We start from the raw sequence: 12,391 nt of genomic DNA, 5'->3' as shown, positions 1-12,391 counted from the left end.
GCGGCTCACTTCGGCTCTTGTCGCGGGCCGGCGACGGGAGTGCGCTGCTCGCCGAGGTCGATCCGGCCGTCCGGGGTCGCGATCGTCGCGGTGATCACGTCACCGGGGTGGAGGTAGTGCGGGTTCTTCGCCTGGGACTTGAAGAACGCCCTCCACTTCACGGCGGGCGGCAGCAGCGCGCCGATCTTCTCGACGGGCTTGGGCGGGGCCTTGAGGGCCGTGCCGCCGGGCGTACCGGTCAGCAGCAGGTCGCCGGCATCGAGGGTCTGGAAGCGGGCCAGCAGGGTGAGGGCCTGGGCCGGGCGGACGATCATGTCGGCGAGGGTGCGGTCCTGACGCAGGTCGCCGTTGACGCTCAACTTCAGCCGCAGATCGAGGAGATGGGCGAAGTCCTCCGGCTCCAGCAGGGCCAGGTGGGGCCCGGTCGGGGTGAAGGTCGGGTAGGACTTGCTCTCGTAGAACTGCGTCTTGGTCAGCTGTAGGTCGCGGGCGCTGACGTCGTTGGTGATCACGAGCCCGGCGACGTACGACGGCAGGTCCCGTTCCTCGACCACGGTCCCCACCGGCAGGGGTGCGCCCATGACCAGGCCGAGTTCGATCTCGTAGTCGAGGAACTTCACGTGCTCGGGGCGGACGACGGCGTCGCGGGGGCCGCTGACCGAGCCGGAGGCCTTGCGGAAGAAGGCGGGCGGGATGTCCCCGGTGAAACCCGAATCACGGGCGTGGCTGCGGTAGTTGACCATCTGGGCGACCACCCGGCAGGGGGTGGTGACCGGCGAGAGGGCGACCAGATCGGCGACGGGCGTGCCCGCGTCACCCGAGAGAGCCGCCTCCTGTACGGCGTCACGGTCGGCGATCAGCTTGGCGGTGGTGACGGCCTTGGTGTCGACGGGGACGGCCCGGTCGCCGAGGACGACCCACCATCCTTCGGCGGTGCGCAGGACGTTGGTGCTCATGTCAGTGCCTTTGTGAGGGGGTTGGGGTTCAGGACTTGGTGGCCTTGAGCAGACCGAGCAGGCGCGCCGGGTCCATCTCGTTGTCACCGCGCAGGGCCTGGATGACCTCGCGGATCCGCTGCGGGGAGGGGCTCGCGCCGAGGAAGTCACGCGTGGCGGGCGGCCCCCACTGGGCCAGCCCGCTCGTCGACATGGGCGCCCATCCGGGTTCGACGTGACACGAGAACAGGTCGCCGTCGGCGAAGTGCTCCAGCATGAAGTGGTCGGGATCGCGCCAGTAGTCGAACAGCTGGCTGCCCTGGGTGTGCCGGCCGATGCCCCAGCTTCGCCGGTAGCCGCGCTCCTTCAGGTATGCGCCGCCGGCGGCCATCGAGTCCAGGTCGGTGACCTGGTAGGCGGAGTGGACATAACCGGTCCCCGGCCCCAGGTGCATCGCCAGTGTGTGGTGGTCGGCGGGCACGCTGCCGAGGTCGCAGCGGACGAACGCCATGGTGGGGCCGCGGTCCCGCTGTCCGTCGAGGAACAGGAAGTCGGAGACGATCATCCCGAGGGTGTCCAGATACCAGGACAGCGCCTGGGCGAACACCCTTGTCTCCAGCACCACATGCCCCAGCCGCTGGATGCGGGACGGCTCGCGCGGCGGGCGCTGCGCGGCGTTCGTACGGCGGTGCTCGGTACCGGAGTTGAGCAGCAGCGGCTGCTGCTCGGGCAGCGCCGCAAGCGGCTCGCCGCAGTGCACCACCCGCACCGGGAAGGCCGAGGGGTCGAGCAGATCGACGGCCTTGCCACCGCCGGGCACGCCCACGTCGCGCACGTCGGCGCCGGTGGCCCGCGCCAGGCGGTCCAGATCGGCCCGCTCCGCCGCACGGAAAGCCGGGCCGATGAACCGGGACGAACCCCGCCCGCGCCGGATCACCACGCACGGTGTGCCGGCGAAGGTGCCGCGCAGCCACAGCTCGCTCTCGGTGCGCGCGGCGACGCCGAAGCCGAAGTCCCGGGCGAAGACCTCGGCCCGTTCCAGGTCGGGCTTCTCGAACTCCAGCCAGGCCAGGTCGGCCACCTTGATCACGGGATTGCGGGAGCGGCCGGGGTGTTCGCCGCGCAGGGCTCCCCGTTCGCTGTGCAGATCCTGGTGGGCCGTCCTGCCATCAGGACCGTGGACGCGGATTTCAGACATGGTGCCCTCCAGCAACATCGCCGTAATGATGAAATCATCAAGATTGACGGCCTCCTCGTCAAGACGTTCCCGGCAGGTAATTGATGAATCCATCAGAGCTGCTGTTGTCATCGCCCTCGCGGGTAGACTCCGCGCATGCCTACGTCAGCCCCGCCCAGCAATCGCTTCGAGCGGCGCCGCGCCGAAACCCGTGGCGCTCTCATTCGCGCGGCCCGGCAGATACTCGCCGAGACCGGGGACACCGGCGCCAGCATCCAGGCGATCGCGGAGCGCGCCGATGTCGGCTTCGGCTCCTTCTACAACCACTTCGAGTCGAAGACCGAGCTGTTCGAGGCGGCGGTGGTGGACGCCCTGGAGGAGTTCGGCCAGAGCTTCGACGAGCGTCTGGCCGGGATCGACGACCCGGCGGAACTCGTCGCGGCGGGCTTCCGGCTCAGCGCCCGCATGGCCGACTCGCACCCGGAGCTGATGCAGGTCCTGCGCCGTCGCGGCCTCGGACACCTCCACTCGGACAACGGTCTGGTCCGGCGGGCACTGCGCGACCTCGAGGTCGGCATGGCCTCCGGCCGCTTCACCGCCCTGGATCCCGCGGTCGCCCTGTCCGCACTGGGCGGCACCCTGCTGTCCCTGGTGGAGCTGCGCTTCGCCCGCCCCGACCTGGACGGTGACGAGTCCGCGGTGAACCTGGCCGAGATGGTCCTGCGGATGCTGGGCGTGCCGCCCGACGAGGCCCACGAGGTCGCCCGACGACCTCTTCCCGACGCGGCATGACCGACCCTTGCCCGCTGGACGACGAGCCCGGCCGAAAGGTGCCTTGAGCAGGCCCCGCCGGAGCTCGCGCACACGACCGCGTCACAAGGCGACGGGGTCACCCGACCGTGCGGCCCCACCCCCGGGGCCGCCCTCTCGGTTCGGGAGCGCTCCCAACCATTGAGGGCAGGACGACCGTCCGTAACCACGCCCCTGGTGAAGTCCCGTGCGCGATCCCCTCCGATCGGTAAGATCGGTGATCTCTTGGGGGAGGTGGCATGGGCAGGCGACGCCCGGAAGCACCGACGCTGGAGGAGGTCGCCGCCCACGCGCGGGTGGGACGAGGCACGGTCTCCCGCGTCATCAACAACGCCGCGGGCGTGAAGGAGTCGACACGCCGGGCCGTGCAGCAGGCCATCGACGAACTCGGTTACGTGCCCAATCTCGCGGCCCGTTCCCTGGCCGGGCGGCGGGCGGACGCCGTCGCCCTGGTCATGACGGAGCCGGACTGGCGGCAGTTCGCGGAGCCCTTCTTCTCCGAGATCGTGACCTCGCTCGGGGACGCCCTGACCGACACCGGAATGCAGTTGATGCTGACCCTGGTCCGCTCGGACACCGAACGGCAGCGCTTCCTCGAGTACGCGCGCGGCGGCCGGGTCGACGGTGTCCTGCTGATGTCCGTGCACGCCGGCGATCCGCTGCCGGACATGCTCGCCGAGGCCCGGCTGCCGACGGTGCTGCTGGGCCGCCGCTCCGGAGACGAGTACGTCAGCTACGTCGACATGGACAACGTCGGCGGAGCGCGCAGTGCCGTCTCCCACCTTGTACAGCGGGGCCGCAGGATCATAGCCACCATCACCGGGCCGCTCGACCTGCACGCCGCCCAGTGCCGGCTGCGCGGCTACGAAGAGGCTCTGGCGCTGGCGGGCCTGGGGGTCGAGCGGACGCGCGTCGCCGAAAGCGACTTCACGGCGGAGAGCGGGCGCCGCGCCATGGCCGAGCTCCTCGAACGGCATCCGGACATCGACGGTGTCCTCGCCGCGTCGGACACCACAGCCGCGGGAGCCCTGGAGGCCCTCCGCGCGGCCGGACGCCGGGTGCCCGAGGACGTCGCCGTGATCGGCTTCGACGACTTTCCGCTGGCTCAGCGGACCGAACCACGGCTGACGACGGTGCGCCAGCCGATCGAGGAGGTCGGGCGGGCCATGATCCGGCTGCTCCTGGAGGAGATGGAGGAGGGCGCCGTGGCCTGGCGTCACGTCATCCTCCGGACGGAGCTGGTGGTCCGCGAGTCGACCTGAGGCTCCCAAATCGGCTCAAGATGTTCCTGCCGACAGCCTTGTCATGGACCTGAGCACTCCCTACAGTCCTGGCGAACCCAAAATTGGGAGCGCTCCCATTCACTAGGAGTTGCGAGCGCTTCCCCGTCACCTCTCCCCCACCCCTGAAGAGGAACCGCATGCGTCCTTCAACGCACCATGCCCGCCGCGCGCGTGGCCTGCTCGGCGCGCTGCTCACCTCGCTCGTCTCGCTCGCCGCGCTGCTGACCACCGCCCCCGTCGCGCAGGCCGACACCACCATCTGCGAGACCTTCGGTACGACGACCATCCAGGGTCGCTACGTGGTCCAGAACAACCGCTGGGGCACCAGCGCCACCCAGTGCATCACCGCGACCGACTCGGGATTCAGGATCGCCCAGGCCGACGGATCCGTCCCGACGAACGGCGCCCCGAAGTCCTACCCGTCCGTCTACAACGGCTGCCACTACACCAACTGCTCTCCCGGCACCAACCTCCCCGCTCAGCTCAGCTCCATCTCGACCGCGCCCTCGAGCATCTCCTTCAACTACGTCAACAATGCTGTGTACGACGCCGCGTACGACATCTGGCTCGACCCCACGCCCCGCACCGACGGCGTGAACCGGACCGAGATCATGATCTGGTTCAACAAGGTCGGGCCCGTCCAGCCCATCGGCTCCCCGGTCGGCAACGCCAACGTGGGCGGGCGCGACTGGCAGGTGTGGTCGGGCAACAACGGCTCGAACGACGTACTCTCCTTCGTCGCACCGTCGGCGATCACCAGCTGGAACTTCGACGTCATGGACTTCGTCCGGCAGGCCGTCTCCCGGGGAATCGCCCAGAACAGCTGGTACCTGACGAGTGTTCAGGCCGGTTTCGAGCCCTGGCAGAACGGCGCCGGCCTCGCCGTGAACTCGTTCTCCTCCACCGTCAACAAGGGCACCTCCGGCGGCCCGGGCACCCCCGGAGGCTCCACGGCCTGCGCGGTGGCCTACGGGACGAGCGCCTGGCAGGGCGGCTTCACCGCCGACGTCACCATCACCAACACCGGCGCCTCCCCCGTCAGCGGCTGGAAGCTCGCGTTCGCCCTCCCCTCCGGGCAGCAGATCACCGGCGCCTGGAACGCGAACCTCTCCGGGTCGTCAGGCGCGGTCACAGCGAGCAACGTGAGCCACAACAGCGAGCTGGCGGCCGGCGGCCGGGCAACCTTCGGGTTCCAGGGCACCTCCGGCGGAACCTTCGCCAAGCCCTCCGCCTTCACGCTCAACGGCACCGCCTGCGCCACCGTGTGACACACACTCGTCCTCCGGGACCCGCCTGATTCCGCCACGTCGGCGTGCGGGCCCCGGAGGGCGCGAGGTGATCCCGTCCTGGTGGGTGACGACGAAAGCCGACGCGCGCCGACTCGACTGGGAGCAAGATCCACCGCCTGGGGATCGAGGAGTTCCTCCAGCTACCTGGCCTGGACCGCGCCGGCGCAATCGCACGCGATAAACCTGGCGACGTCGGCGATCGTCCCCGGGATACTGGTCGCCCATGGATGAGGTCAAAGTCGTGGTCGCCCATTCCGAGCGCGCGACTCTGCGCGTCGGCGACGTGTTCTTGAAGGTGGACGCCGATCAGACACGCATCGACGTCGAGGTCGAAGTGATGGCCCTCGCGCCGGTCCCGACCCCAAAGGTGCTGTGGCGCAAGCCGCCCGTGCTCGCGATCGCCGCTCTCCCGGGGACAACGCTCGGGCGCCTCGGCGGGCCGTCGACCGGGTCGCCGGCGGCGTGGGCCGCGGCGGGCGCCGCCATCCGGAAGCTGCACGACGCGCCCCTGCCGCCCAGGCCGGGCCAGGCCGGCCGGAGCATCGCCGCGCTGACGGCGGAACTCGACCAGGAGTGCGAGTGGCTCGTGACGAACGGCGTCCTGCCCGCCGGCCTGGTCACCCGCAACCGTCAGGTCGCCGAGGCCGCGCTCCGCCCGTGGACTCCGTCGTTCACGCACGGCGACCTGCAGATCGCGCACGTCTTCGTCGACGGCGACGAGGTCACCGGCATCATCGACTGGTCCGAGGCGGGCCAGGGAGATGCACTGTACGACCTCGCCACCTTCACGCTCGGACACGAGGAACACCTCGATGACGTCATCGCCGGTTACGGCACCGACATCGACCTCGACGTGATCCACGGGTGGTGGTCGTTGCGAAGCCTGCTGATTGTTCGCTGGCTGATCGAGCACGGCTTCGACGCGTTCGCACCGGGCTGTGAGGTCGACGTGCTGAGATCCCGGATGTGATTACTCGCGAAGGAGGGGTTGGTGAGTCCGGCATCCGACCTCAGCGGGGCTGAACCCCGGGAGAAGCTGTCGGAACGCGCACTCCACCAGCGCCCGCCGCTCGTCGTCCTCGCGCGCAGGCATCGTGAGGCTCACACGACGATGCAGGTCATGGCCGCCCACAGCAGGGGTGAGTGCTCGATCCGGCCGTCGGACCGCCAGTGGTCCAGTTGTTCGCGCTGCCAACGGCCGAGGCGGCCCACGGGGTCCTGGTCCTCGTGGGCGGTGTCGACGGCGACCACCGCCGCGGACAGCGGGCGGACGGACTCGGGCAGGCCGGCCAGGCGGTGGAACGCGAAGCTCGTCGGCAGCACCCAGCGGGTGGCCGTCACCAACTCGGCGCCGTTGTGGAGCATCGCCGTGGCCAGGCCGAACGACTCGGCGAACCGGAGATCGCCGCCGCTCTCGCAGCCGATGAGAGCGACCCGCGGCGGCGCGGGCCAGATCCGCGCCCCCGGCTCTCCATCGGCACGCAGGGGAAGGGTGCCCAGCAACAGATCCTTGGCGGACAGGGGGCGATGGGTACGGACCGTCTCGGCCAGGCCGGCGGTGCCCGGACCGCAGCACAGATGGAGCGTGCCGTCCTCACTCTGGCCGCCCTCGACCGGCGCGCCGCTCACGTGCCCGACGTACATCAGTCGGCGTGCCCCCTTCCGGAGCGCGCCGCTCAGCCAGTCCCGGTCCAGATCGGTACGGCGGAAGGCCTCGGCCGGAGTGGCGACGGACGGCACGACGGCGCCCGCGTCGAGACGGCTTTGGACGAACGCGAACAGCTCAGGGTCCGAGCCGGGCGGTCCCAAGACCGAGCCGAGCGGGGAGTCGGCGCGGAATCCGGGGATCCGTGGGTCGAGGACGAGAACGACCGTGTCGGTATCGGTGTCGGGGGATGCGGCGGGGTCGCGGTGTACCCCGGCATCCAGGGCGGGACGGGGATACGGCCCCGGATCAGGCCGCCGCAGTGACGTCGGCGCGGTGGTCACGACGTCCGCCAGATCGATCAGCCGTACGTCGCTCTCGGCGTCGACGGCGAGCAGTTCCCAAGGGACTTGGGCGACCCGGGGGGAGGGCTGGATCCGCACCAGCGGACGGCCCGCGCGCGCCGACACCTGCCGTATCTGCGCCGTCAGTCCCTCCGGCCACACCGCCTCGGCCAGCGCACGCGCGAGTGCGTGCTCGTTGCGGGGATCGGTCATCGCTCCCGACGCGAAGGCCTGCCGCATTCCCTCCGTTGCCGCGCCCGGCCCCGGCAGCGCTGCGGCCAGCGCACGCACCGCCCGGTCGACCTCCTCGGCCGGTCCGTGGCCCGTTCCGAACCCCCGGGCTCCGCCGGCCCACGTCCAGGTCATGAACAGGTCGCCGGCGTCGGCCAGCCGGACCTGCACGACCGGGCGGCTCGTCAGGTCGTCGGTGATCCAGAACGGCACCTCCTCCTCGTCCACGATCCGCCGGTGATAGCGGAACTCGGCCGCCGCGATGTACTCCTGGAGCGCGACCCGGCCGGACTCCTGCGACATCCGCACCTTCGGCGGTGGCGCGACGCGCAGGCCGGCGGATGCGGCGGCGTCCGCGGCGACTCCCCCGAGCGTCGTCGGGCCGTCGACGTGCCCGTACATCTTCATCGCCGCACTCGGGAAGACCGAGACGCTCTCTCCGGTCTCTCCGGTCTCTCCGGAGGCCCTGGCGTCCCCGCCAGGCGAGGCGGGCGGCGCCGACGGCGTGCGGTCCAGTGCCAGGGAGGCGCCCGCGCAGCGGTGTTCCACCAGTTCGAAGAGCAGCCCCTGGTCCTGTCGGCGTACGGCGAGACGGAAGACCAACCGCATGGCGTCGTCGGCGAGTTCCAGCCATTGGCTGCGGGCATGGGCGGTGGCGAAGCCGTAGCGCGCCGCCTCCAGGGCCAGCGCGGCGGGCAGGGCGAGGGAGAGCGCGTTGTCGACGGACTTGCGTTCGTGGTCGCCGTGGTCTGTGCGGTTCAGGTTGTCCTCAAGGGTTCGCGCGAGCATGAGGTCGACCTGTGCGCACCGCTCGTGGACCTCTCGCGCCTGGTACACGTCCCGGGCTTCCTGGGCCAGCCGCTGCATCTCCGTGATGTCGCCGCGGTCGTAGGCGTGTTGGGCGCCCAGGAGCATGGTGTCGGCGGCGGCGATCGAGGCGCCGAGTTGTTCGAACCGGGACAGGCTCGCCGCCATCAGGTCGTCCGCGCCGGTGCTGTCACCACGCCGGCCGGCGAGAAAGGCCCGCGCCTGTTCACAGACGGCCAGGTCCCCGTACTGTCGCTGCCGCTCGAAGAACTCGGAGGCCTCGGCGAACAGCTGCTCCGCGAGGTCGAAGTCGCCCCGGTGCATCGCCGTGTACGCCCGGTGCGCGAGAAGCGATTGCAGTTCACCGGTGTCCCCCGTCGCCCGCAGAGCGTCCTCCGCGCGGGCGAAGTAGTCCTCGGCCGGATCGAACCGCCCGGTCGAGGCGCAGATCAGGCCGAGGGCGATCAGCAGGCGCGGGATGGTCTCCACCGCGGTCGCCGGTGTGGTGGACAGCAGGGCCGAGGCCTGCTCCTCGGCCGCTCCCCACTCGCTCCGCTCGATCAGCAGATGAACCCGGTTCAGACCGAGTTCGGACGTGCGCAGTCCCTCGGGGTCGTGGAACTCGGGCAGTCTGAGCGCCGCCTCGTCGAGACAGGCCAGCGCCTCGTCCAGGCGTCCGGTCCTGCGCAGCAGGTCGGCTCTGGCGAGCAGCGTCCTCAGCATCATCTCCAGCCACAGTTGCCGGCCACGCGGTCCCATCGGCGCCGAGGCGATGCCGTCGAGCAGGGCACGGGACCGCTCGACGGCGTCCTCCGCCGCGACCAGGTCCGTGGCGGTGAGCCGGACGCTGGCGATGTTCGCCAGCAGATGCGCCCGCAGGAATTGCACGTCGGGTGAGTCCTCGATGGACTCGGCCAAGGTCAACAGTTGCTCGTAGACGGCGCACGCGGCCGTGAGATCGGCCGCCAGCTGGTGCTGCTCGGCCAGGGCCAGACCGCTGTCGAACGGCTCCCCGTACAACTGCGTCACCGCCGCGTTCTCTTCGTGCTCGCCGTCTTCCCGGCTTGTTTCCGGCATCTCTCAGTAGTCCTCACCGGTAGGGCCGGCGGCGGCGACGGTTTCGGCGAGGAACGGACCCCAGGAGACGTCGTACGGCGACGTGTCGTACGTCAGGCGCTCCGCCGCGGCGTTCAGTCGCCGCCGGGCCAGGGCACGGATCGCGTCCCGGGCGATGCGGCCCCGGTCCTCGCCGGGGACCGGATCCGAGCCGGAGCCAGGATCGAACGGGCTCGGATCGAAGGGGCCCGGATCGAAGCCGGGCAGCAGGACACCGACCTCGATGCGCGGCGGCTCGGTCCCGCCGAGCAGGCCTGGATCCAGGTCCGCCCGGCCGGTCCACCTGTCGTCCGTCCTGGTGAGCTGCACCCGCTTCGGGCGGCCACCGTTCACGCGGACCTCCGCGACGAGCGGCGCACCGGCGGGGGGTGCGGCGGTGTGGGCGACGACTTCGACCTCGATCCGGCGTCGCGCGCCGAGCGCGCGGGCGGTCCAGGACACCGCGTCCTCGGCCGCGTCGACGAAGCCGGGCGGGTAGCGGCGCCAGTCGTTGGTCCCCGAGCCCCGGGCGATCACCCGGCCGCCCGCGACGAGCTGTTCGCCCGCCGCGAGGGCGTAGCCGCCGTCCCGTGCGAACAGGGAACCGGGGTCGAGCAGTACACCGGCCGGACGGCGCTGGCCCAGGGACGACCGGAGGTGGCGCAGGGCCGGCCCGTCCAGTCCGATGGTCTCCGCCGCGTGGTCGATGAGGCGCAGGACGCTCTCCAGGTGGCGTGCCGTGTCCGCCGACTGGGGGGCCGCGCGCCACCACTGGACGAGCGGGTCGAGGGCGTCCCGGTGCTCCTCGATCAGTTCGGCCGTGCAGTCGTCGGGCTGGTCCCCCTCGCCGTCGAAGAGCTGCTGGCACCGGTGGGTGAGCGCGGCCAACTCCAGTCCTAGGACGTCGGGTTGGAGTGCCGGTATCCCGTTCGGGTACGACGCGGGCCACCACCTGGCCGCCCAGTGCCCGAGGGCGAGCCGGGCCGCGCTGCCGGCGAGATCGGTCGGATCCGCCGCCACCCGCACCCCGTCCGGCTCCGCCGCCGTACGGTCGTGGACGGCGGTGGCGACGTGCTCGCCGTAGAGAGCCCACAGCCACTGCTGGGCGCGTCCCCTGTCGTGGACCTCCGCGGACGGCGGGCCGGGGACGCCGAGAACGGGCCAGGTCAGCATGGCACCCGCGACATCGAGGACGGCCCGGGTGAAGTCGGGGCCCCCGGCGAACTCGTCGTCGTACCCGGCGGATCCGGCGACCTCGTCGTCGTGAACCGCGGATCCGGCGGGCTCGTCGTCCTGGGCCGCGGAACCGGCGACCGGGGCGGCGTCGATCCGGATCGTGCCGTCCTCGCGCCGCGTGACGTCGACGTGGGCCCGCGCCATCACGCACTCCTCGGCTCGGCCACCCGTGTGGGGGCCTTTGACAGGGCGCGCAGCGCCGACCGGACCTTGGCGCGGTGGTCCATCATCACCGAGCGGGCGACCCCGTCGAGCACCGCCCAGGCTGCTGCGAGGTCCTCCAGGGGCGCGTCGCGAACGTCCCGCCCGTGCAGCCGTACCCACAGCCGCCGCATGTAGGCGGCCCACGGCGTGCGGAGGTCCTGGGCGAGGGCGTCCAGGACGCCGCCGTCCGGATCGGGGTGCGGGGAGACGGTCATTCTGCGGGCGCGCAGGACCGAGGCCTCCCGGCGCCAGCGGCTGTTGACTGCTCGGTGTGCCGCGGTCCCGCCCAGCACGGGTTCCCCGGTGCCCAGCGGATCGAGGCCCACCGCGAGCCGGCCGCCGAGGACCACGGCGACGCGCAGGCTCTCGTCGTGCAGGCCGAGCGGGGCGCAGCTGCGGCCGGTCTCCCGGCCGACCAGTTCCGGTACCGGCGGCAGTTCCTCCCGCCGGGCCGACGACTGCAGGACGACGAAGAGCCGTTCGAAGAGGGTGCGGTCCAGCGGGGCGGGAAGCGTGGCCGTCGAGGCGCCACGGCCGACCTGCGGACGCGGTGGCACCTGGTGCGCGGTCAGTCCCAGATGTGCCGGCAGGTCGCCCCGCCGCCAGACTCCGCCCCCGTGCGCCCACAGAGCCCGGCCGAACAGCTCTCCGTGCCCGGCCTCGACCAGGGCCGCGTACTCCGGTGCCTCTCCCGACCGGCCCGGCGTGCCGCAGGCGTCCAGAGCCACGGCCGCCAGGTCGACCGCCGCGCTCGCGTCGCTGCTCGGGGCCGGGCCCGAGAGCCGGCTCTCCCAAGCGGCGGCGAGCTCTCCGTCGAGCCGGGCGCGCCGGGCGGCGTCGGACAGATAGCCCTTCAGTGCTTCCACCGTGCGCCCGTCGGCCGTCTCCGCCACGTCCTCGACGGCGGCCCTGGCCCTGTCCGTCGCGTCCGCGTCGCCCGAGGGCGCTCCGTGCTCGGTGGCCAGTTCGAAGCAGCGCTGAAAGTACAGGTCCTGGGGGTTGCCCGCCACGATGCCCAGTGCCCGGCGGGTCCTTTTGAGCAGCGTGAACCACTGTGCCGTCGCCACGAGAAGCGCACCGGACCGACGGATCAGACCGTCGAGGCCGGCGGCCTCGGCCGGGCCGAGGAAGTCCCCGGCGAATTCGGGGCGCAGCGCGGGCCGGACGACCAGCGGCAGCACGATCAGTTTGACCGTCCGGGTCAACGGTGCCCCGCCGGGGCCGCTCAGCGATTCGAGCCCCGGACCGAGACCACGCCAGGCGTGGTCGATGACCATGGCGCGCGGTCGGCGCACGCCGGTCGGCTGGCTCGGGGGCGGTGGCATGTGAGGAGCG

The 12,391-nt window shown here is 71.7% G+C and carries 9 protein-coding genes; 4 read left to right on the top strand and 5 right to left on the bottom strand.

The genetic code is table 11. The features are described 5' to 3' along the window. Positions 1–5 precede the first annotated feature (5 nt). Entirely contained in the window at positions 6–956 is a 951-nt protein-coding gene (locus RNB18_RS02380) for a fumarylacetoacetate hydrolase family protein (RefSeq protein WP_311712438.1), read from the bottom strand. 28 nt (positions 957–984) lie between these two features. Continuing rightward, positions 985–2,133: a VOC family protein gene (locus RNB18_RS02375; protein ID WP_311712437.1), complete on the bottom strand. Its 1,149-nt coding sequence runs from the start codon at positions 2,131–2,133 to the stop codon at positions 985–987. A gap of 135 nt (positions 2,134–2,268) precedes the next feature. Between RNB18_RS02375 and RNB18_RS02370 the strand changes: the two genes are divergently transcribed. The 4 genes from RNB18_RS02370 to RNB18_RS02355 all read left to right on the top strand — a co-directional run bounded on the left by RNB18_RS02370 (position 2,269) and on the right by RNB18_RS02355 (position 6,464). Continuing rightward, a complete protein-coding gene (locus RNB18_RS02370) occupies positions 2,269–2,904 on the top strand; it encodes a TetR/AcrR family transcriptional regulator (RefSeq protein ID WP_311712436.1) in 636 nt (211 codons plus the stop codon). 257 nt (positions 2,905–3,161) lie between these two features. After that, positions 3,162–4,184, top strand: coding sequence for a LacI family DNA-binding transcriptional regulator (locus RNB18_RS02365; protein WP_311712435.1), 1,023 nt, complete (start codon positions 3,162–3,164; stop codon positions 4,182–4,184). A 158-nt stretch (positions 4,185–4,342) separates the two neighbouring features. Continuing rightward, the gene (locus RNB18_RS02360) at positions 4,343–5,473 is read left to right on the top strand and encodes a GH12 family glycosyl hydrolase domain-containing protein (RefSeq protein WP_311712434.1); all 1,131 of its coding nucleotides are present in this window, start codon (positions 4,343–4,345) and stop codon (positions 5,471–5,473) included. 244 nt (positions 5,474–5,717) lie between these two features. Continuing rightward, on the top strand, positions 5,718–6,464 hold the full coding sequence (locus RNB18_RS02355; RefSeq protein WP_311712433.1) for a phosphotransferase family protein: 747 nt from the start codon (positions 5,718–5,720) through the stop codon (positions 6,462–6,464). Positions 6,465–6,595: 131 nt separating this feature from the next. Here RNB18_RS02355 and RNB18_RS02350 read toward each other — a convergent pair whose 3' ends face one another. The 3 genes from RNB18_RS02350 to RNB18_RS02340 are packed head-to-tail and all read right to left on the bottom strand — an operon-like array spanning position 6,596 to position 12,381. Then, positions 6,596–9,598, bottom strand: coding sequence for a hypothetical protein (locus RNB18_RS02350; RefSeq protein WP_311712432.1), 3,003 nt, complete (start codon positions 9,596–9,598; stop codon positions 6,596–6,598). Positions 9,599–9,601: 3 nt separating this feature from the next. Beyond that, a complete protein-coding gene (locus tag RNB18_RS02345; protein ID WP_311712431.1) occupies positions 9,602–10,996 on the bottom strand; it encodes a hypothetical protein in 1,395 nt (464 codons plus the stop codon). Continuing rightward, complete coding sequence (locus RNB18_RS02340) at positions 10,996–12,381, bottom strand: hypothetical protein (RefSeq protein WP_311712430.1); 1,386 nt, start codon at positions 12,379–12,381, stop codon at positions 10,996–10,998. Before RNB18_RS02340 ends, RNB18_RS02345 begins: the two co-directional genes overlap by 1 nt. Positions 12,382–12,391: the final 10 nt, after the last annotated feature.

The sequence above is a fragment of the Streptomyces doebereineriae genome (assembly GCF_031845645.1).
GTDB lineage: Bacteria > Actinomycetota > Actinomycetes > Streptomycetales > Streptomycetaceae > Streptomyces > Streptomyces canus.
This window is presented reverse-complemented; position numbering and strand designations above follow the sequence as displayed.

What these genes read in the sequence shown, in the direction of transcription:
- RNB18_RS02355 (WP_311712433.1), top strand. Translation starts at nt 5,718, where the DNA reads ATGGATGAGGTCAAAGTCGTGGTCGCCCATTCCGAGCGCGCGACTCTG.
- RNB18_RS02370 (WP_311712436.1), top strand. Translation starts at nt 2,269, where the DNA reads ATGCCTACGTCAGCCCCGCCCAGCAATCGCTTCGAGCGGCGCCGCGCC.
- RNB18_RS02340 (WP_311712430.1), bottom strand. Translation starts at nt 12,381, where the DNA reads ATGCCACCGCCCCCGAGCCAGCCGACCGGCGTGCGCCGACCGCGCGCC.
- RNB18_RS02380 (WP_311712438.1), bottom strand. Translation starts at nt 956, where the DNA reads ATGAGCACCAACGTCCTGCGCACCGCCGAAGGATGGTGGGTCGTCCTC.
- RNB18_RS02365 (WP_311712435.1), top strand. Translation starts at nt 3,162, where the DNA reads ATGGGCAGGCGACGCCCGGAAGCACCGACGCTGGAGGAGGTCGCCGCC.
- RNB18_RS02350 (WP_311712432.1), bottom strand. Translation starts at nt 9,598, where the DNA reads ATGCCGGAAACAAGCCGGGAAGACGGCGAGCACGAAGAGAACGCGGCG.
- RNB18_RS02375 (WP_311712437.1), bottom strand. Translation starts at nt 2,133, where the DNA reads ATGTCTGAAATCCGCGTCCACGGTCCTGATGGCAGGACGGCCCACCAG.
- RNB18_RS02345 (WP_311712431.1), bottom strand. Translation starts at nt 10,996, where the DNA reads ATGGCGCGGGCCCACGTCGACGTCACGCGGCGCGAGGACGGCACGATC.
- RNB18_RS02360 (WP_311712434.1), top strand. Translation starts at nt 4,343, where the DNA reads ATGCGTCCTTCAACGCACCATGCCCGCCGCGCGCGTGGCCTGCTCGGC.